This window comes from Bacillus sp. FSL H8-0545 (genome assembly GCF_038006105.1).
GTDB lineage: Bacteria > Bacillota > Bacilli > Bacillales > Bacillaceae_G > Bacillus_A > Bacillus_A cereus_U.
This window is the reverse complement of sequence record NZ_JBBOUO010000001.1, coordinates 2,037,871-2,058,338: the sequence shown is the minus strand read 5'-3', so window position 1 is coordinate 2,058,338 and position 20,468 is coordinate 2,037,871. Positions and strand designations below refer to the sequence as shown.

Below are 20,468 nucleotides of genomic sequence, written 5' to 3'. Positions count from 1 at the left end.
AATACAAAAAGCACGTAAGGAAGCGCTTTTTGCGATTCCTTACGTGCTTTTCAAATACATTATTTATTGTCCATTATTGGCAGGGATTTCTCCTGCGTTCCCGCCAGCAGTTGGTGGAGCAGGAGTCTCTTGGCCACCTCCAGTGGTTGGTGGATTTGGAGTTTCTTGGCCACCTCCAGTGGTTGGCGGATTTGGAACTCCAGTGGTTGGTGGATTTGGAGTTCCTTGGCCACCTCCAGTGGTTGGTGGATTTGGAGTTCCTTGACCATTTCCATTGTTCGGCGGATTTGGAGTTCCTTGACCATTTCCATTGTTCGGTGGATTTGGAGTTCCTTGACCATTTCCATTGTTCGGTGGATTTGGAGTTCCTTGACCATTTCCATTGTTTTGTTCATTTTGCTTATTCTGTTCATCTTGTTTCTTTTGCTCTTCTTGCTTCTTAAGTTCATCTTGCTTCTTTTGCTCTTCTTGTTTCTTTTGCTCTTCCTGTTTCTTTAATTCCTCTTGATTTTTCTCTTCTTCAGTTTTTTGCTGTTGGTCTTGTTTTGGTTGCTCAGTTGTATTAGGTACGCTCGTATTTGGAGATGAATCACGTTTTTCACCTTTTATACGCAACTCACTACCTTCTTGAATAACACTACTTGGCATTTTAAAGCGTGATTTATCTGTAGCCATCTCGCTCATCATTTCTTTAAAGATCAACTGTGCAATTTTCGTATTTTTACTACTAATATACTCATTTTTACCATCTTTCATATACCCAGTCCATACTGCCATCGTATATTGCGGTGTATATCCTGCAAACCAACTATCACGAGTTGCACTTTCTGGAATTCCATATTGTGCTAGTTGTTTTGAAGAATAGTTAGTTGTACCTGTTTTACCAGCTACATCTAAAGAGGCCACATTTGCCGATGTACCAGTACCTGATGTAACTACAGAACGAAGCATATCAGTAATCATATATGCTGTAGAATCCGCCATAACTGATTTTGGTTTTTGTCCAAAACTTTGTGACTTGCCATCTGGATAAACTACTTTCTTAACAAAATGCGGCTTTGTATACTTACCATCATTACCAAATGCCGCATAAGCACCCGCTATTTCAGTTGGTGATACTTCGTTTGTCCCAATCGCTGTAGATTCTGTCGGTGCTGTATTAAATGTAATACCTAATTTCTCAGAGAAGTCTTTCGATTTACTAATTCCCACTTCTTTTGCAGTTTTAATTGCCGGAATATTACGCGACATTTTTAATGCTTCACGCATTGAAATTGGGCCTGAATAACTTCTGTCTGCATTTCGAACTTCTTGCCCCGTTGAATACTTAAATGGAGAGTCATCAATTTGATGGTACGTAGCCCATTTTAAATATTCAATTGCAGGAGCGTAATCAAAGATTGGCTTCATTGTCGAACCAGCTGCACGATCTAATTCAATCGCCATATTATGACCTTTAAATACTGCTTTATTTTCGCCACGACCACTACCTATAGCGCGAACTTCCCCTGTTTTTGTATCCATAAATGTGAAAGCACCTTGGAATTTATCATTTGGATAATCAATAATATTTGTATTTAAAATATTATCAGCCAATTTCTGTGCTTTTGGATCCAACGTTGTATAAATTTCTAAACCATCAGAACCAATATTAGCATCTGGTAATTCTTTTTCTACTTCTTTCACAACCGCATCCATAAATGCAGGATATGGCATTGTTTGTTCAGTTACAGTCTTAAGCCCATCTGTTACTGGAACTTTTGATGCTTCTTCCATTTCTGCCTTTGTAATATAACCATGTCGATTCATTAAGTTTAGTACAGTATTTCTTCTTTCTGTTGCCCTTTCGACATTTTCTTTTTTCGTTGGATCATAGTTATTCGGTGCTTTCGGCAAACCGGCAAGCATCGCAACTTCTGGTAATGTTAAATCTTTTAATTCTTTACCGTAGTAGTTTTGCGCTGCTGTTGCGATTCCATATGAACGGTTACCTAAATTAATTTTATTTAAATACATCTCTAATATTTCATGTTTTGAATATTGTTGTTCTAGCTTATACGCTAAATATATTTCCTGAACCTTACGCTTTGACGTTTTTTCCATCGATAAGAAGTAATTTTTAATAACTTGCTGCGTTATCGTACTTCCACCTTGAGAGCCATAATCTCCTTTAAGACTGACTAAAACCGCACGGGCAGTACCTTTAAAGTCTACCCCGCTATGCTCGTAAAAACGTGCATCTTCTGTTGCTAAAAATGCATTTTCTACTAATTTTGGAATTTGATCATACGTAACATTCGTTCGCTTTTCTTTCCCATATTCATATACCAAATTCCCGTCTTTATCATAAATTTTTGAGGATAACGGATTAACAAGTTTTGATTTCTCAAGTTTTGGCGCATCCTTTATCATAACGAAAAAGGTAGCAACCCCTGCCACTAAACCTACAATACCAAGTAGTAAACAACTGATTAAAAATTTACGAAAAAACGATGTTTTACCTTTTGGTTTTGTTTTTTTAGAAGCTGGCTGTTTTTTCTTTTGAACTTGTCGTCGCTCCTCTCGAGAACGATAATTTTCTGACATGTTACTTTCTCCTGCCTTTCAATTCTCCCGTTGATTTACTTGAAAATATTGAGGTCACTTTCCCAAATACATTTAATCAAGAAAGTATATTGACCTGGAGCATTCAATATTTTCCTAATTCACAGATTATACATTTTAGAATACTTCTTATACAAACTATTTCACTTCTATTTTTTCTAATAATACTGCCCCTTAAAGCATAGAATGTAAGAAGTGAATTTTTAATACCTCGTATAAATAATATACCTTTTTTTCAAATGGTCAATATTTTCTTATTTATAAATCAAAGGTGAAATAAAAATAGCACAACGATATGTACTTCGTGTGAACTTCCCTATAATTACGTATAACGAACATTTAATATATTGCATATAGGTATAATCCCCCTTTAATTATTAGGATTTCAACACGACAATCCCCTTCTCTACAAGAAACCATCTAAAATGAAAAGTAAGGAGTTGCGTAATGATGAAGCTCTCTCCCGTTATTTCAAAAAATTTAGTTGCTGTTGGCTATAATCCTTTTTCTATGATTTTACGTATTCAACTAAAGAATGGTATGTATGATTTCTTTAACGTGCCAGAAAGCATTTACACCGGTTTATTAAACGCACACTCTAAAAGTTATTATCATAATACTTATATTAAAAATTCTTACCGCTATACTAAAATTTAAACTTGATTGACATACAAAAAAGAAAGGCGAATCAAATTCCCTTTCTTTTTTGTATGTTTCCACTCGCAATTTACCTTCTATTTCTTTTATTAATTTCATCGTACGCCTGAACTTGTCTTTTAAGTCGCCTATCGGCTTTTTTATCATGTACGACAAGAACTGCATGTATCGCTCCTGGAACCCAAAAAATTAAGGTTAAAATGAAATTAATAATCGCTTGAAACGGCTTTCCGCAAAATAAAACAGCTACCGGCGGAAGTAGAATTGCTAATAAGTACATCATGTCTGAAAAACTCCTTACTGTTTATTTTTCAATTCTTACCCATCCATCTCCTACACTATCAAACCTATGAAATCATGTTATTTCTAAAAGCGTATGTAAGAACTCATCATTACAAAAATCACATATAATAGTATAACTAAATGAGGAGCCTCTCACTAACGTTAACAAGCTATTTTCACCTGTTCGTTTATATGTATATTCTACACCTATATGAAACAGCCTACAAAAAGAATTATCACATCAATCTTGTCCTATTTCTAAAATTGAAATACTCCAAACTTCATTTAAATGAGTATTTCATTGCCTTTTCTTAGATTCCAATCGTTGTTCCTCTACTATTTCAGTTAATCCAATTGCTGAAATTACAGTACCTATTGCCTGTATCCAAATACCTATTAGCCCTATTATACGTTGATTTTCTTTATCTATATTACTGTCTTCATTTCCCTTTTCTTCTTTTGATATATTGTGAATACCTTCATATGCTTGTAATCCTGCACCTAAACTTTGCATTGAATTCCCTAATACAATAATCCACTGTATTCCACTTATCTCATTCAATGCTACTTCTACTCCTAAAAAAGCTCCAATTGATTGCAAACTATTTCCAGTAATTATAAGGAAATCATTTTCTTTTATTTGTTCATTTAGATTAAAATACGTTCCTATTACATTAGAAATATTACCTAAAGCTAATAACTCAATCCCCGTTTTCGCTAGCGCTTTATTTTTATTATCTATAGTTACATCTTGCTTCTCACATTTATCTTCATCTTTCACATCAATAGTTGCTATAATTTGCAATATATATCCTAGGGCTTGTAATGAACTCCCTACAATAACAAGATCCGACTCAATTTTTTCTTCTCCTGCAAACCCTCTAGTTGTTCCAATAGCTGCTATAAGATTTCCTCCTACTTGAAACCATGCCCCTGTCAATTCTAAATCGCGTAGGTTCATTTCCCATCACCTATATTAAAATTTTCTAGTACATTCGAAATAAACAAATATCACCTTTAATTCATTATTTTATTTTTCATATGTAATTTTGTGCATCACATAATGTACTAATAATAAAAAAGAGCACCTTTCAGGCGCTCTTTTTGACAAGGAGTTTCTCGATGAATGTATAATTTGCAAATGCTTCCTACATACTTCAATATATGCTTGTCCTTCAAATCTGTGAATATAGCATTTAATACCTATCTGAAGATTAAATGCATACCGGACATGTCAATGAATCTCCGTTTTTATCTATTGATATATTTAATATATAATGAATTGCTTTATGTGACCACATTTCAGGTGTAGGAGATTCTTTTACATATTGAGGTGCACATAAATGAAGCATTGGAGTGCTAATACTTCCACCTGGATCTAAAGCAACTACGGCCATACCATTTGGCAGTTCCATTGCCATTGACTGCGTGATACCTTCAATAGCAAACTTCGAAGCACAATATGGCGCAAGTTCAGCCTCGCCTTCTCTTCCCCAACTAGAGCTCATATTAATAATAATTCCTTCTTTCCTAGCTATCATCGCCGGGACGAACGCCCTAATGACATTTACTACCCCGTTCACATTTACACTCATTACTCTTTCAAATTCTTGAGCGGTAACTTTCCATAGCGGTGCATTTTGATTAACAATCGATGCATTATTTATTAACATATCGGGAGCCCTATACCTATTAAGAATACGACTTGCCCATTTACTAACTTGGTGATGATTTGAAACATCAATTATTTGAAAATCATGTGAAGCACCGTAATATTTATTAAGCTCTTCAATTTTATTTTTTGAGCGTCCACACCCTGCTATTTTCCATCCCAATTCATGAAACCTATCAACCATTGCACGTCCTAACCCTTGCGTTACTCCAGTAATAATTACAAGTTTCCCAATGTCGTTTCGCTCCAACTGCATCTCCTCCTTTCAATTAATATTACTCTTTTTATTCTTATTCAACTTCTCACTTAAGTATCAATTCATTTCATACTTTAGAAGTATTTTTGATATTACATATTAACAAACAAAAAGAGTAACCATAATAGTTACTCTTTTGTTTGTATCGTTATTATTTTTAAATTGTACCTTTTCTCTCCTACATTTCTCACATCGATAAATATAGGCTACATCTTAATGAAAGTATATTTATGTTTACGGTTCGATTTATCCAAATACTTTTCAATTCACTTTTTCAACTTAACAGAGCCCACCTCTATCAATAAATTTCCACCTAGTCTTATAACATACTTTTATTTAAATTCTCAATCTCATTTTGCAACTTTTTAAATTGCTCAAAATGCATTGTTATAGATTGAATACTATTCCTTTCAACATTTTGCTTCACTAATAAAACGCCTGTATCGTGAAAAATCGCTTCAAGTTCTTTCCTTATAGATACTTTCGTAATATATGCGGTTTTAATTGCCGATAAAATTGCTATTTCATTAAACTTTAATTTTATTTCATTAGGACAAAATGCTTTTTCGAAAGCTTATAACATTTTTCTCTTCCGGAATATTTGTCAAATGAACCAATTAGACTATACCTTCATATAGTAATGCAAACAATTACTTATAAAGTAGGTGAAAATTATGCCCTCAGTTGTAGGGAATTTAGTTGTACAAAATAGTAACGGATCTTTCAACTTAGGTGATTTCTACAACGTTTCTCCAAAAGAGAATACGAAAGCTTATAACGGATCTGGCGCATCTAACGTTGGTTTCGTAGTGAACACTTTTAGTGGGGTTAGCGCGACTAATACATTTGATTCTGATCTAGCAGATCAAAACCAAGTTGGTACGGCCTAACCAGATCGGTAATCATCTTTGTATAATATTTTAAAATTTGTCTATACTATACTCAGGCTGATACACAGCTATCGTCGATTTTTTGAGTGCCAATCTTTTTCTCCCTTTCCCTGGGACTAAGCAGCTAGCTGCTTTTTCATTTAGTTCTTCACCTCTTCAAAAAAATTAGATTTTTACAGGCAGCCTGACTCACAGCCGAATTTTGAGGCGTAAATCTAACTGCCCGCAAATAGCTAGATAAATTAAAGAAGCTAAACTTCAAAATTCAGCTTCTTTTAAGTTACATCAATTATGTCCCTTGCAGCAAATATATATGTTTTATAAAATGCATCTGTACATTTTACAATTTGTTGAATTGGATTTATATGAACCACTGTCATATAACTCGTAAGTATGTATCCTTCTTCAAAATAGGTCACTAACATCTCTTTTTCAGACAATAATGAAGTTAATAATTTGTCTGAAATACTTTCTTTCGCTTCATTCGTTATTAGTGGCCTTTGGACTTTTAATTTCTCTCCAATAATTTTTCTCATACTTAATAATTGTTCCGACATTACTGTAAATGGAACCCACTCTCTTCCTTTTTCCTGTACCTTTACATAATTCATTTTCTTTACTCCTCAATTTTCTACATCTATCCATTCATAAATTTCACTTCTAAATACACTTTATCCATCTCTTATTTAATATGTAGCGTAGCTTTCCAATTCAAAATTATTTATGAATTTGTAGGAATCTCCACCCAAAAAGAACGTTAGTTCTAATTATACACGAACGAATGTTCTTTCGGAAGTACAACATGTAAATTTTTTAAACAAAATGCAACCTTAATCTATGAAGTTTATTCATACTGATTGATTCCTCCTTTTAATTAATGAATTCTCTTTGCACTTCCTATCGCATCATAAAATACGTGTAGCAACAATAAAAGCGACTCCACCTAATGTGAAATCGCTTTTATTGAACTAATTATATTTCTAATTTTACTTTTCTATCCTAACTAACGTTCTTTCTGGAATACAAATTTCAGCTACATCTCATTAACCATCCTTCAACAAAAGCATATACTTTGATTATGAACGAACGCACAAATCTTTAGAAACTTATGATGTAAAACCATTCATTCCTCATAAGTTTCATACATATCGACAATTACTACCATTTATCCCGCTATTTGCGGGCTAATAATCAGTGAGAACGAACAAAACTCAAATTGATTAATATTTCACTTTCTTTATTGAATAAGTTTAGGTTGCATAATAATATGTAATTCTCTCTCTGTTTCTGTTTTTTTCGGATTTCGATAGTATTCCAGTTTATATTCTAATACTTCATACTCAACCATCCCAATCTTTATCCCTTTTGTTTCCTTTAATACAGCTAATAGAACGCTTATATTTTCATTAGATGATTCAAAAATTTTCCCTCCGCCTTCTCTCTTAAAAATAACTTTCATATATTCTCCCCCAAGTTAATTTAATAATCTAGTAAATATAAAAATATTCATCCTACTTTAATAAATAATTCATATCATCGTTAAGAACATCCTTTTGTAATAAATGTTCAACATTTCACTTCCTATAAAGTTAGTTTATACTCCAATAAATATGATATGTACCATTCTTTAAATTATGTCCTCTATTCAATTTCTAAGAAAATATTAAAAATATATTTAGTTTATATTTAACAAAATTAATTAACTAAAACATTATCATTTCAACATTTTGCGAAGTAATTGTTTATTCCTTTTTATTCACACCAAAATTTTCTATTGTAATTCTTAATATTTAAATGTAATATTGTATTGTCTTACTATCTATTTATAACACACACACTAACGAGAAAAGGGAACTCTATATGAGTTCCCTTTTCTATTAAAAATTAAAAAACAGAAATATAGCACTATGCTAAATCTCTGTTTTCCTTCTAAACTTTACTTCGCATCTAAGAATTTAAATGTATCTTTAAATTCATTATCTGTTACTTTAATATCCGCTTCTTTCAATAGATCATTGATTACTTGTTGTTTCCATTTACCTGTCGCATCTTGTAGTCTTTGTTGTTCTAAATCTTTTCGAATCGAATCTTTCACTTCATCAAATGGTTTCAATTCTTTTTTATCCGTCACTTTTATAATATGATAACCAAAAGATGTTTTTATTGGCTCACTTACTTGTCCTGCATCTAATTTATACGCAGCTTCCTCAAATTCTTTCACAGTTTGACCAGGAGCAAAACCAGCTATTTCTCCGCCCTGTTCCTTTGAACCAGTATCTTCCGAATATTGTTTCGCTAAAGCAGTAAAATCTTCACCATTATTTATTTTCTCTTTTACTTCTTTCGCAGTTTTTTCATCTTTCACTAAAATGTGACTTACCTTCATTTCTGGTTTATGGTTATCTTTCACATCTTTATCTGTGACAGTCGCTCTAATCGCTTTCTCCAGTGCAATTTCTGGCTTCATTTTCTCTTTTAATTCATCTTCATTTTTTAATCCTACTTGCTCTAAAGCCACTTTAAACTTGTCACCCATTTGTTCCTTCGCTGCGTCTACTTGTTTTTTAGCTTCTTCATCTGAAACTTCATATTTATCTAGCAATGCCTTATTTAACATCATTTGAGATAAAGTACTTTTTCCATATGTTTGCCTTAATTCTTTACTAAACTCTTTCTCTGTCACGTTTCCTACTTTTGATGTTGCAACATTTTCTGAGGAACCACACGCAGACAATGTTAGCGCCACACATGTAATAATAGTTCCCATAAATAGCTTTTTCTTTTTCAATTCAAATACCTCACTTTGATAAATGTATATTAGGAACTATACAGCGCTATTGTGAAATTAATGTGTTTTCCGCAAGTATTTCTCTTCATGCCAGAGACAAGCTTTATTAAATACAAAAGCCGGCATAAAGCCGACTTTTTAACATCATTTAATCCGCACATGTTCTTCTTTAATCCATTTGTTCCCACCTATATCTATATATCCATCTTGACGATTCCAAATACGATAAGGGACCTTCCCATCGACCGCACCTGTATCATTCCCGTTTGGTCCATCGTACGTTCTAATTTCATATCCAGGTGTGTATTTGGAATATGCATAAAACCATTGTACATTAAAATGTTCTAACTTAGCCCACTGTTGTTCACTACCTAAACAAATCATATCTTTTTCGCCACCTCCCCAATAACCTTTAAAGATTAAATATGGGATTTTTTTCGTAAGTCTTCCTGTAAACTGTGGATTCGCAGGATTTTCATATAAATTAATGCCGTATCCATCATCATATTTTGAAACTGCAATACCAATTCCATTTGGTTGCTTACTATCTCCAATACTAGATTGATTTGTTTGATTTGAACCTATAAACCAAGAAAGATTTTTATTCCCAATTAATTGATTTAAATCACATTTTCCAATACCAGGAACATTTCCTGAATCAGTATATTGCCAAATATCACAAGGATATGCTGGTTTATTCCCTCCATAACGAGGAATCCAAATAAAATCAGCATCAATATTGCGAGCTCCAAATGATACATACGTGTGATGTCCTACATATAAACCAATTTTTTTTGCACCTAATCGGCGTAATTCATCAATAAATGCTTGAGTCCCGCCTTGCATATCTACCATTGTTTGAACTTCTACATCTGCCACCCAAAATTTAGCGTTTTTATCGCCACGATTCCAAAAATCTTGCGCTTCTTTTTTTGCATCTGAAATAGATATAAAACGGCAAAATGCATAATTCCCAAATGGAATACTACGTTTCTTCATTTCTTTCACACAACCTTGATACATAAAATCGACCGTATTCGAACCATCTTGAACTCTAGCAATAACTAAGTCTAGCTGGGACACTGCAATATCCCAATTAATATTTCCATTCCATTTCGAAATATCTACAATATAACCCATTACTAATCAACTCCTTTTTATTATCTTATTCAAAGCTTGTATTATTGCTAGACCCATATGCCTAATAACAAGCTTCTATAAGACAAATAAATATATTTTCATCATTTTTTAAAACTAAATAATTTCTTTTTATCCATAATAAACAAGTTCTTCTTTTTACATTTGTAAACGATAGACTTACGTTTATTTCACACTAAATATTGGGATGAAATCACAAATAATGCACATACTATATATAAGCAATTTTTGCTTATACTCATGAATGACCTCCAAGATTTTTCAATCTCCCTGTAAAAAGGCAGCTAAAAAAAGCTGCCTTTTTACAATTTATTATATAGAGACAAGTTAATTACCGCTTATTCCCTCGTATTAGTCTGTTTTTAAGCTTTTTATAAACATGATATATATTTTTTTACAACACTATTTTGATACGTACTAGAAATTAAATCAACTCATACAGTATATGTAATAATCAACTACAATAAAAATTACATATTATATTAATATGTCTTCCTAATTAAAAGGAAATAAACATATAACCCCTGTTATGTAAGGAGTTTATTTAATGAGAAAAATCCCTATCGTATTCAAAGTTCCCCCGAATTCAAAGCTAAAAGTTACATTCTACGGTCCTTGTAACGAAGTAATTACAAATGTGTCTTTAATTAATCAACTACCCACCCCTACCTGCCAAACTGTATCTCAATATCCAGACTTTAAGAAATATATAACTGAAGTCCGATCATTATCAAATTGTTAATCGTATAATTTTATGATTTATCATTTCGAACAGTACGATAACAAAATAGTAAAAAGAGCCGCATCTTTCAAAAGAAACGGCTCTTTTTCATTTCACAAAAACATGACTTCATTAAAAAACTAAAATAACTCATTAATTGATATTCTATTGATATTTTGTTGATATTTTACACATATTAATGAAATGAGCATATATTATCGTATGGAGATTCTCCACTCATAAAACCTATCTTTTTTGAGCATACTTTGTTTGTATGCTCCTTTTTTATTCTTTACTTAACGGATTATCTTGTTAACATTTCCAAACATTGAATATTTCAAAAAAACATTTTCTTATAATGCACTATGAATATAAGTTTAATAATTTATCTGTAGCTACATTTTCAGTATCACTTAAATCGACAAAATAATGAAGTTGCCACAGTTGACTCTTCTTAGCTTGATTACTAACAGGTTTATCCCAAATAGGGTAAACCCTCATAGCCATTTTCCCTTTTTGGTTTTGCGTTTTTAATATTTTTTCTTTTAGAAGAATCTCTTTTGGAAAAATAAATTGGCCTAGTTTATTATCCGCTATACAAGTGATAACTAAAAGGTTAGGAGCCGAATCATAAAAAAATGCCTGATTGCTCATAGAGGCATTTTTCTCCCAAAAAGAAACAAATTGTCCAATCTTATTAGGCGTAATTTTCGATACCCTAAATCGTATGCTTCTATTATTTAGCTGGAATACCCATCCTGCATATTCTGAATTTTGCTTTTCTTCTTTTCGTTTAGTAATTAATAGATTATTAGGTTTATAAATCATTTCATCTAGTTTTTCAATTATATTACTAAAATTTGTCATGTAAACGCACCTTTTTTATTTTTCAGTATACCAAGAACATTCGTTCTTGTATATCAAACTTAAACAAATGATGACTTTGAATAGTCTTTCAAAGATCATTTGATCTACTCCATCCATAACTTCAAATTTACTTTTATAGTATTTATTACATTACTCTTCCAATTTCTTGTATTTTTCATTATTATATTAATATATCAATAAAAAACGAGGTACATATTACATGAATCCATCCAAAATTGACTTCGGCTCCATAGAGCAACCTTTCTTCCTATTAGTTTTATATCTTATCGCAATTCTTTTAACACTCGGCATTACATTTAATATATGTCATTCCCTTTTACTAAATTTAAATGCACCGAGATGGGTAGCAAAACTGTTAGCTATCGTATTAACTCTAGGTGTTGCTTATCAAGTATTTATGAACTTATTTTAATATATTACCTTCTAAACAATTTTAACTAAAAGGCTCTACCATAAGGTAGAGCCTTAAAAAAAAGATAGTCCATAAATAGTTATAACATGTCTTTTATTTTATTGGAGATGGGAATCTTGCAGCCTCAAAATGAGAACCGTCTTCTGTACTACTAATAACCCCATCTATACTACTTTGTGCAAAAATCTCGACAATATCACCTGCACGTAATTGAAGTATTGTTGAAACACTTACGACATTACCGAAATTTATTGGACCAAAAAAGTCATTATCTATAGCAATTGCCGCATTTCCATTCACTCGAACTTCTACACGCGCTCTATAATTTAAATTTGTATCGTTCGGAAAGAAACCAATCGTTCCAATTACAGAATAAACTCCTCTAGTCTTCGGAGTAAAATCTGATGTTGCTGGGTTATATTCGTTCGCTAAATCAAATTGTTCATTTTGAAATAATACTTTAACAAAAGTATTGGCCGGAAGGTTTTGATCAACTGTATTTACAGCTCTAAAAGCAGATGCTCTTACAAGGTTATTCCCCTTATGATCACAAGAACAGTCATCATATTTTTTACCGCACTTATTATTATAGTCACTTCTTTTTTTACAACAATTATAATGCTTCTTTTCATTCCCCTTACAATTGTAATAGTAAGACATAAAAATCGCTCCTTTCTAATCTACTACTGCATAATATGTATGCTAGACTTGGAAAGTTTGGACAGGTTATTGCGATTACAAAAATAACAATGCTCCACCATAAGGCAGAGCGAAGAGAAAGTATAACTTTTAAAAACAAAGCACTCATGTAATATTCTGGTTAAATCAGTAATACAAATTATCTAGTTTCATCAACTCGGAGTTTCAGAAAAAACTCCTCTGTACGATTTTATTATTATTGAATAGATTATATTGTTCAGTGAGATATGCAATATTTCATATTTTATTATTTCAATATTCCTTTATTATCGTTGAGTTGTAAACATTCTCTTAAAAACACTTTAAAATCAACACTTACTCTATAACAAATACTTTTTCATCCTTCAGAATTACCTGTAAGCATTATATTCAAATATTATTATTGTAAATTATTGACCTGTACAAACGTATAATTTTTGTGTATTTTATGGACAAGGAGTAAGGTAAGAGTTACTCTTTGCCATTTTAGGAAAGGCCCTGTTGGAGACAACAGGGCCTTTTTTCATAAACTAAATCAGTAAGATCTCCTTACTAGTTAGTTTTCTTTACCTGAACATCATGCATTTCTTTTTGCATACACCGCTACTCTTCTTCGACTGTTTCGTTTACAATCATCAGAAACTATTTAACAGTACATAGTTCATTTATCCAGCGCTTTCAAAACAGCTTGTACACCGTTAAAATACTTCATGCACTACAAATAAATTATCCGTTCTTGTACAGGGTGAGTATAAATTTTGGAATGTCCTGATATTAAATTATTTACAAGGTTTCATACCACTTATACTTTTGGAGACGGGAATCTTGCAGCTTCAAAATGCGTACTATCTTCTACATTACTAATAACTCCAGCTACGCTACTTTGTGCAAAAATCTCGACTAAATCCCCTGCACTCAATTGAATTATGGATGAAACAGCTACAACATTAGCAAAGTTTATTGGACCAAAAAAATCATTATCTATTTCATAGACACCATTTATCAAACACTCCATGTTTCTTCACCCCTTGAATATTTTTTAAATAAAAATACATACTATTTTCAAGCCGTCGTATCCACGGCTAGTACTTCTTTCTTTTGTTACAGTAGTAAGCAGGCAGGTTCTTCACCTATCTGCTTTCTCTGTATATTTTTTTAGATATCGAAAATACTACCTACAAGCTGTTTGAACTAGCAGCTTCACTCTTCTTGTAATGGGAAAGCAATTTATCACAATTAGCTAACTCATTCAACTCACAGGCAGACAACCAAAATTGTTGTCTGCTTTTTGTATGGAATTTTTCATTTTGCATATACTACTTTTGAGCCTGTTTACCAACGCAAGCCATTTTGGTGTTTTGAATTCCGACTAAGCTTTTATGTTGCACAGATTATTACATCTTTGACAACACTGGTTAAAAGCGCGTTTTCTGGTTATTCGTAGTTCTAGTCCAGAATAATTTTCCTCCTATAAAGGACAGCAGGTACGACTGCTCGTCCTTTTTTATTGCCCCAAATACTTTTGTAACAATTCCAACGCTTCATTAATGCTCCCATTTAAATCATCAAGTTCAGCATCTTCTGGACACTCCTGCAAAATCACTACCGCTCGACTTATGACATCTTGTAACTTTTCGATATCGATAGAAGTTGTAATAATTCCCTCTTGTTCTTGGGGATCAGCTTTGCCGTAGCCATTGTGCATGGACATCGGGTTTTCTAGCATCTAGCTCACCTCCTTAAAAAATGCAGGATTTTCCTTTCCATTATCGAATTAGTAATGTTTGAAAAGGGGGTGTAATATGGCAGAAATTAAAGTAGGACTTACACAATTTCTAGACTTCACACTGAAAAGTAGTGCAGCTAAAACAAACTTTATAAAAAATCTAAAATCTCAACCGGAATACCAACCAGCTTTTGATTACTGGAAACAATTACGAGACACTGTTATTAAATTTCATCAAAACGAACTACCTTTTGAATGTTTCGAAACATTAGTGCAAACGGTCGATCAGAAGAAAAAGCAAAACTACATTGATGTCATAAAACAGTACAAAAAATTTATTAAAAACAAAGACGTCTCTTGGTTCGATCCAGGTAAATCACATTGGATATCAGATGATTTAATCGTCCGCTCATCACCTGAACTCGGTTTGCTCATTAATGATGAGCCGCATCTTATCAAACTGTTTTTCAAAGGAAAAAAAGAGCGAATTGATAAATACAACATCAACTCAACGCTGACATTATTAAACGAATCAACATTTTCAAATGAACATAACGATGTGAATTATACGGTTCTTAACATCCAAAAGAACAGAATGCATACTAATAACTCTATTAATAATGATCATTTAATAGCGCTTGAATCAGAAGCTAACCAGCTTTGTTATATATGGAATAAGATGTAAAGGGTACTATTCATCTCTTTCAATACCTTATTCATGCATAATTTTTGGGCACAATTTTCACAGATCCTATCAGTTTCGTTTAATTGAAGCTCACCTTCTTGTTCCTCACAAACAATGCAGGGTGGGCGTTTTTTCGAAAATAGTTTCTTTAACCATTTCCGCATCCTAACTCACCTCCTCCGAAAGAGTGATATAATGAGCTCTTTCCACTAAATCAGCGTTAACCCCCTAATTTTTTAATCGATGAAGAAGTTCTTCGTTTTTTAGAACATGCAAAAGAAAACCGTTATTATATCGCTTATCTTCTTGCTATTACATGTGGAATGCGTAAAGGTGAAATCTTAGGTCTACAATGGAAAGATATTGATTTTGAGAGACGAACGTTATCTGTTAACCGTTCCCTCTCTCACATTACAAAGGGATTCCATGAACTAAAAACCTCTTCAGGAAAGAGATTGCTGATTTTGCCTGACATTACTTTAATGGCACTAAATGACCATCTGCAAAAAATCTCTGAGGAAAAAGAGCGATATGGTGAAGGCTATAATGACTGCGATTTGGTCTGCCGTTTCAGAAGTTTGACACAGCTCTGGAAAAAGCTTATAAAGAAAAGTGAGGTTCCTGATATTCGGTTCCATGATCTGAGGCATACTCATGCAACATTAATGTTGAAACAAGGTATACATCCGAAGATTGTAAGTGAACGATTAGGACATAAAAGAGTAGGTATCACACTGGACACCTACTCACATGTTGTACCAGGACTTCAGGAAACTGCGGTGGATCAATTTGCAAAAGAATTATTCGGAAAGAAGAACTTTCGTTAGAAGTTTTCTTTTCTTGGCAAAAACGCCGCCTAAATAACCCAAAATATTATAAGTGAAAAAGGAGCAACAAAACATGAGAGAAATCAAGTCTGACAAGGAATTCAAAGACATCATCGCAAGCGAGGAGCCAGTAGTTGTTAAGTTCTTTACTACATGGTGCCCAGATTGCGTGCGTATGGACAACTTTATCGGAGATGTAATGGAAGAGTTCAATAAGTTTGAATGGTATTCTATTAATAAAGATGAGTTCCCAAGTATTGCTGAAGAGTATCAAGTAATGGGTATTCCAAGCCTACTTGTATATCAAAATGGCGAAAAGTTAGGTCACTTACATAGTGCAAATGCAAAAACGGAAGAGCAAGTTACTGAGTTTTTAGAAGCATACTAAGAAACGAAAAACCTCTGAAAAATCATCAGAGGTTTTTTTCGTTTTCAAATTGGTCTTTGCCTTTGTCTCTTTCTGGAAAGTGAATATTATAATGCTTTCTCCTCTTCTTATTGAAGAATTTTTTTATCATTTCTTATATATTACTCACACGGGGAATTACAAAGAGTCATTTTGTGAAAAATATATATGAAAGAAATTATGAGAATCATTATTCTCGCTCTCTTTCCTTTTGCCATAATCAGCATTAATTGTTTAATAAATTTCCACTTTGTGCTTTTCAACATATTTTTCCTTAACGAAACTTTGTTATCCCCTTCTTAAAAAGCTATAAAACGTCAACAATGTTTGTATAGACCCACACGAGTTTCGTTTGATACTCTATGTATAGAAAGAAACTCCTTGTAGAAAGGCGAGTGATTAAAATGGATTCTCTTTCTCATAAAGAAGCTGATAAAGGTGCTATTGTCAGCATTATAGCCTACATATTTTTATCCTCTTTGAAAATCATCATCAGTTATATTACCCTCTCTAGCGCATTACGTGCTGACGGTTTGAATAACTTAACGGATATTGGTGCTTCTTTAGCAATATTAATTGGCCTAAAAATTTCTCGTAAGCCTCGTGACCCAGATCATCCATATGGGCATTCGCGTGCAGAACAAATCGCATCACTTGTTGCTTCCTTTATTATGGCAACGGTCGGATTAGAAGTTGTGATTAGTGCAATTCAATCGTTTTTAAATCCGAAACAAGCAGCGCCTAATGTACTCGCTGCGTGGGTTGCTTTATTTTCTGCCGTCGTAATGTATTTCGTATATAAATATACGAAAAAGATTGCGATTCAAACAAAGAGTAAGTCGTTAGAAGCCGCTGCAAAAGATAATTTATCAGATGCTCTCGTAAGTATTGGTACAGTAATAGGTATTGTCGGAGCACAGTTCAAAATGCCTATTTTAGACCCTATCGCTGCTTTAATTGTCGGTTTTATTATTTGTAAGACTGCATGGGAAATTTTCGTAGAAGCTTCTCATATGCTAACGGATGGAATCGATCCTGAGAAAATGGATGAATATGCTGATGCTATCGAGCATATTTCAGGTGTGGAACATATTGTAGATATTCGCGCTCGTATGTATGGGAATCAAACGTATGTAGATATTACAATTGAAGTAGATGCTCGAATGGATGTTAGCGAAAGCCATTGTATTACTGACAATATTGAAGATATGCTTCGAAAGAAATTCGGAATTTACCATGCTCATATTCATGTGGAGCCTATGCAAAAAGAACCTATTATGACATAGGTTCTTTTTTAATGAACGCCTTATGAAATATAACACATAAAACGAGCCAGCTACCGCCCGCTGCCCATCCGGCTAATATGTCAGATGGATAGTGCACGCCAAGATAAATTCGGCTAACTGAAATAGATAATACAACGAAGCTTGCTATAAAAATAAGCAGTAACTTTTTATGCAATGAAATACGATCTTCTGTAATTGTGACGTATGCAATAAATCCTAAAAAAGCAGTAGCGTTCATCGTATGACCGCTCGGAAAGCTATATCCAGTTGCTGTAACAAGCTGCGTCACATCAGGTCTTGCTCGTTCGTACCATAGTTTGAGCATACTGTTCAAATAACGTGATCCGTAATAATTAATTGTTAGAAGTAATGCACTTAATATTTTTTTTCTAAGAAGAAAATACATTACAAGTATAATGAGTAACGGGAAATATATTCTTTTTGAACCGATAAAGGATACCCAAGTAAAATAGGTTGTCAAATAATCGTTTCGGAAACTTTGAATAAAGTGTGCGACTACATTATCAAATTTTTCAATACAAGCGGTATGATACGAAAGTGATAGTGCGACAAAACAAATGAGTAGTGTACAACTTAACAAGTATAAATGTCGGTATCGTTTCACATACATAACCTCACTATGCAAAAAAATGGAGCGGTTGTTTTAGTTTTCCTCTCCATTTCTTTTTTATGCATAGTTTATTAAAAAATATTATTGTTAATTTTTTGCTGCATCGTTGGAATATCTTCGTTTGTTACTGTAAAGCGAATAACCTTCTCATCAAGATCAAGCGCTTCTGCGAATAAACCAGCCAATCCACGTGATTTTCTATCTACTTCCATAATGATTTCTAATCGGTCGTGGGCACTTGGCAAAATTAATAATTCTAATTCATCTAATTTCCCATAATACTCTCCGGAAACTGGAATAAACTCAAATTCTTGCGCGAATGGAACTTGCTTACGTAATCGATACGGTAATTCTTCGCATTCTATATGACGCGCTTTAAAACCTAATTGATTTACACTAGCTAATACACTGTTCAATAGCGCATTCGGCAATACTTGAATATAATCACGGTCACTTGGATCAATACTACGTTTAATATCAAGACCTGTATGAACCCAAACCGTTTTCATTCCAAGTGTTAGTGGTGCTTCAATTGGCATTAAAAACGAAAATGGAATTTCCACTTTTTCATTTGGCTCTACAGAAAATGGATCTGTTAAACGAACTCGCTCTAAATCATACGATGCAGTTACTTTTTTATCATCCACTTCTCTTACATATGACGTCGACAACGTTAAGTAAATGCTTTCAATTTCTTGGCTAACTGAACCTCCAGTTATATGAACCTTCCCTACTATCTCTTCTCCAACTGTATACTCATCTCTTTCAAGAACAGTATCTACTTTTGCACTTCCAATTCCAACGCTTGCTAAAAACTTTTGAAACATGGGGTCTCCATCCTTTCTAAAGCGTAAGCTACATCTTTTTTCAAATCTTGTACATTTTCATAGTATGGCGCTTTCATTTGTAACATTCGCATTAGCATGTCGCGATTATATTCTTCCAGCACTAACTCTTCATACCAAGGTTTTTCCTTTTTTTCAGTCGATTCATAACCAGCATACAATAAAAATAATACGAAATGACCGAGCGCATAAAAGTCGCTACCAAAGTGAACTTCTCGCATCAAAGCTTGTTCACCTTCATAAGTTATAGCTCGCTCATCACCCTCATCTTTCAATTTAGCCAATCCAAAATCAATAATACTAATCTGATTTTCTTTCATTAATATGTTTGGAATACGTAAATCTCGGTGAATGATACCTTTACTATGAAAATACGAAACAATTCCTAGTACTTCATATAAAATTTCAAAAACTTCACGTTCATCATATACTTGCCCATCTAAGAAAATATGATCTTCGAAATTTTCCCCCGGCATATACTCCATCACAAAAAAGTTCTTTTTCTCCCATATGAAATGATCATGTAGATTAGGAATTGACGCATGATTTAATGTTTGTAAAATCACTTTCTCTTGCTCAAATGATTTTCTACCAGACTCATATCTTTGTTTACTTTGCCTTAATTGTTTTAAGACTTTATATTTATTTATTTGTAAATCATTAACGACATATGTAACCCCATAACTGCCCATTCCAATTACTGATTCAATCTTATAACGCTCTGCAACGATTGTATTTTTTCGCAGTGGTCTATCAAATAAAGCTAGTATACGACGCCATTTCATCAGCTACTTGAAAAGAAGCTACGGCTTTTACGTTTTCTTTTATAATGCTGATGCCCATAACCAGATGAACGTCGTTTATTATCGCTACTTGAATACGAGCGCCCTCTATGACGATAATCACTACTTGAATACGAACGATGTTTTTTCTTTCCTAATAAAGAATCAATAATTTTTTTGAACATCCCTTCACCTCTTGTATAAAATTTTCTTTTAATTATACCAACAATTCTTGTCTATATTTGTGACAAGTTTGTAAAGAGTAAAAAACGAC

General features: G+C 33.2%; 23 protein-coding genes and 2 pseudogenes. 8 read left to right on the top strand and 17 right to left on the bottom strand.

Annotated features, from left to right (window positions below; genetic code table 11):
• Positions 1-63: 63 nt before the first annotated feature.
• Positions 64-2,586, bottom strand: a complete 2,523-nt coding sequence (locus MHI07_RS10855; RefSeq protein ID WP_340823633.1) for a PBP1A family penicillin-binding protein — start codon at positions 2,584-2,586, stop codon at positions 64-66.
• A gap of 465 nt (positions 2,587-3,051) precedes the next feature.
• Between MHI07_RS10855 and MHI07_RS10850 the strand changes: the two genes are divergently transcribed.
• The gene (locus MHI07_RS10850) at positions 3,052-3,261 is read left to right on the top strand and encodes a KTSC domain-containing protein (RefSeq protein WP_002157941.1); all 210 of its coding nucleotides are present in this window, start codon (positions 3,052-3,054) and stop codon (positions 3,259-3,261) included.
• 70 nt (positions 3,262-3,331) lie between these two features.
• Here MHI07_RS10850 and MHI07_RS10845 read toward each other — a convergent pair whose 3' ends face one another.
• The 4 genes and pseudogenes from MHI07_RS10845 to MHI07_RS10830 form a co-directional block, all read right to left on the bottom strand.
• Positions 3,332-3,544: a YqaE/Pmp3 family membrane protein gene (locus MHI07_RS10845; RefSeq protein WP_002065263.1), complete on the bottom strand. Its 213-nt coding sequence runs from the start codon at positions 3,542-3,544 to the stop codon at positions 3,332-3,334.
• Between the two features lie 297 nt (positions 3,545-3,841).
• Entirely contained in the window at positions 3,842-4,504 is a 663-nt protein-coding gene (locus MHI07_RS10840; protein ID WP_002157943.1) for a DUF6944 family repetitive protein, read from the bottom strand.
• Positions 4,505-4,757: 253 nt separating this feature from the next.
• The gene (locus MHI07_RS10835; RefSeq protein ID WP_215581606.1) at positions 4,758-5,465 is read right to left on the bottom strand and encodes an SDR family oxidoreductase; all 708 of its coding nucleotides are present in this window, start codon (positions 5,463-5,465) and stop codon (positions 4,758-4,760) included.
• A 325-nt stretch (positions 5,466-5,790) separates the two neighbouring features.
• Positions 5,791-6,039: pseudogene (locus MHI07_RS10830) on the bottom strand (hypothetical protein); the annotation flags it as partial.
• Positions 6,040-6,145: 106 nt separating this feature from the next.
• Between MHI07_RS10830 and gerPF the strand changes: the two are divergent.
• Positions 6,146-6,361, top strand: coding sequence for a spore germination protein GerPF (gene gerPF / locus MHI07_RS10825; RefSeq protein WP_001141569.1), 216 nt, complete (start codon positions 6,146-6,148; stop codon positions 6,359-6,361).
• 275 nt (positions 6,362-6,636) lie between these two features.
• On the opposite strand, the gene MHI07_RS10820 is transcribed toward gerPF, so the two are convergent.
• From MHI07_RS10820 to MHI07_RS10805, 4 genes are all read right to left on the bottom strand, one after another.
• Positions 6,637-6,972 (bottom strand): YolD-like family protein, encoded by a 336-nt coding sequence (locus MHI07_RS10820; protein WP_002012722.1) that lies wholly within the window; start codon positions 6,970-6,972, stop codon positions 6,637-6,639.
• A gap of 626 nt (positions 6,973-7,598) precedes the next feature.
• Positions 7,599-7,820 (bottom strand): hypothetical protein, encoded by a 222-nt coding sequence (locus MHI07_RS10815; RefSeq protein ID WP_002157948.1) that lies wholly within the window; start codon positions 7,818-7,820, stop codon positions 7,599-7,601.
• A 477-nt stretch (positions 7,821-8,297) separates the two neighbouring features.
• The gene (locus tag MHI07_RS10810) at positions 8,298-9,149 is read right to left on the bottom strand and encodes a peptidylprolyl isomerase PrsA (protein ID WP_002202103.1); all 852 of its coding nucleotides are present in this window, start codon (positions 9,147-9,149) and stop codon (positions 8,298-8,300) included.
• 144 nt (positions 9,150-9,293) lie between these two features.
• Positions 9,294-10,289 carry a glycoside hydrolase family 25 protein gene (locus MHI07_RS10805; protein ID WP_340823624.1) on the bottom strand — a complete coding sequence of 332 codons (996 nt, stop codon included), beginning with the start codon at positions 10,287-10,289 and terminating at the stop codon, positions 9,294-9,296.
• Positions 10,290-10,854: 565 nt separating this feature from the next.
• On the opposite strand from MHI07_RS10805, the gene MHI07_RS10800 reads away from it, so the two are divergent.
• Complete coding sequence (locus MHI07_RS10800; RefSeq protein WP_016104771.1) at positions 10,855-11,049, top strand: hypothetical protein; 195 nt, start codon at positions 10,855-10,857, stop codon at positions 11,047-11,049.
• 342 nt (positions 11,050-11,391) lie between these two features.
• Here MHI07_RS10800 and MHI07_RS10795 read toward each other — a convergent pair whose 3' ends face one another.
• Positions 11,392-11,895 (bottom strand): MepB family protein, encoded by a 504-nt coding sequence (locus MHI07_RS10795; protein ID WP_016104770.1) that lies wholly within the window; start codon positions 11,893-11,895, stop codon positions 11,392-11,394.
• 220 nt (positions 11,896-12,115) lie between these two features.
• Here MHI07_RS10795 and MHI07_RS10790 point away from each other — a divergent pair, with 220 nt between their 5' ends.
• Positions 12,116-12,328 (top strand): hypothetical protein, encoded by a 213-nt coding sequence (locus MHI07_RS10790; protein WP_002157952.1) that lies wholly within the window; start codon positions 12,116-12,118, stop codon positions 12,326-12,328.
• A 93-nt stretch (positions 12,329-12,421) separates the two neighbouring features.
• On the opposite strand, the gene MHI07_RS10785 is transcribed toward MHI07_RS10790, so the two are convergent.
• The 3 genes and pseudogenes from MHI07_RS10785 to MHI07_RS10775 form a co-directional block, all read right to left on the bottom strand.
• Positions 12,422-12,988 carry a C1q-like domain-containing protein gene (locus MHI07_RS10785; RefSeq protein WP_215581602.1) on the bottom strand — a complete coding sequence of 189 codons (567 nt, stop codon included), beginning with the start codon at positions 12,986-12,988 and terminating at the stop codon, positions 12,422-12,424.
• An 820-nt stretch (positions 12,989-13,808) separates the two neighbouring features.
• A pseudogene (locus tag MHI07_RS10780) lies at positions 13,809-13,994 on the bottom strand (hypothetical protein); the annotation flags it as partial.
• A 516-nt stretch (positions 13,995-14,510) separates the two neighbouring features.
• The gene (locus MHI07_RS10775; protein ID WP_002085775.1) at positions 14,511-14,732 is read right to left on the bottom strand and encodes a hypothetical protein; all 222 of its coding nucleotides are present in this window, start codon (positions 14,730-14,732) and stop codon (positions 14,511-14,513) included.
• 76 nt (positions 14,733-14,808) lie between these two features.
• Between MHI07_RS10775 and MHI07_RS10770 the strand changes: the two genes are divergently transcribed.
• The 4 genes from MHI07_RS10770 to MHI07_RS10755 all read left to right on the top strand — a co-directional run bounded on the left by MHI07_RS10770 (position 14,809) and on the right by MHI07_RS10755 (position 17,936).
• Positions 14,809-15,417 carry a hypothetical protein gene (locus MHI07_RS10770; protein WP_340823619.1) on the top strand — a complete coding sequence of 203 codons (609 nt, stop codon included), beginning with the start codon at positions 14,809-14,811 and terminating at the stop codon, positions 15,415-15,417.
• Positions 15,418-15,710: 293 nt separating this feature from the next.
• Positions 15,711-16,244 (top strand): site-specific integrase, encoded by a 534-nt coding sequence (locus MHI07_RS10765; RefSeq protein WP_229163518.1) that lies wholly within the window; start codon positions 15,711-15,713, stop codon positions 16,242-16,244.
• Between the two features lie 73 nt (positions 16,245-16,317).
• Positions 16,318-16,632: a thioredoxin family protein gene (locus tag MHI07_RS10760; RefSeq protein WP_001206934.1), complete on the top strand. Its 315-nt coding sequence runs from the start codon at positions 16,318-16,320 to the stop codon at positions 16,630-16,632.
• A 422-nt stretch (positions 16,633-17,054) separates the two neighbouring features.
• A complete protein-coding gene (locus MHI07_RS10755) occupies positions 17,055-17,936 on the top strand; it encodes a cation diffusion facilitator family transporter (RefSeq protein WP_002157961.1) in 882 nt (293 codons plus the stop codon).
• Here the strand turns inward: MHI07_RS10755 and MHI07_RS10750 are convergent.
• The 4 genes from MHI07_RS10750 to MHI07_RS10735 form a co-directional block, all read right to left on the bottom strand.
• On the bottom strand, positions 17,926-18,561 hold the full coding sequence (locus tag MHI07_RS10750; RefSeq protein WP_002157962.1) for a phosphatase PAP2 family protein: 636 nt from the start codon (positions 18,559-18,561) through the stop codon (positions 17,926-17,928). The genes MHI07_RS10755 and MHI07_RS10750 overlap by 11 nt on opposite strands.
• Positions 18,562-18,638: 77 nt before the next feature.
• The gene (locus MHI07_RS10745; RefSeq protein ID WP_002157963.1) at positions 18,639-19,394 is read right to left on the bottom strand and encodes a sporulation protein; all 756 of its coding nucleotides are present in this window, start codon (positions 19,392-19,394) and stop codon (positions 18,639-18,641) included.
• Positions 19,376-20,197, bottom strand: coding sequence for a serine/threonine protein kinase (locus MHI07_RS10740; RefSeq protein ID WP_340823614.1), 822 nt, complete (start codon positions 20,195-20,197; stop codon positions 19,376-19,378). The genes MHI07_RS10745 and MHI07_RS10740 overlap by 19 nt, the downstream gene beginning before the upstream one ends.
• Positions 20,197-20,379, bottom strand: a complete 183-nt coding sequence (locus MHI07_RS10735; protein WP_002141661.1) for a hypothetical protein — start codon at positions 20,377-20,379, stop codon at positions 20,197-20,199. The genes MHI07_RS10740 and MHI07_RS10735 overlap by 1 nt, the downstream gene beginning before the upstream one ends.
• Positions 20,380-20,468 lie beyond the last annotated feature (89 nt).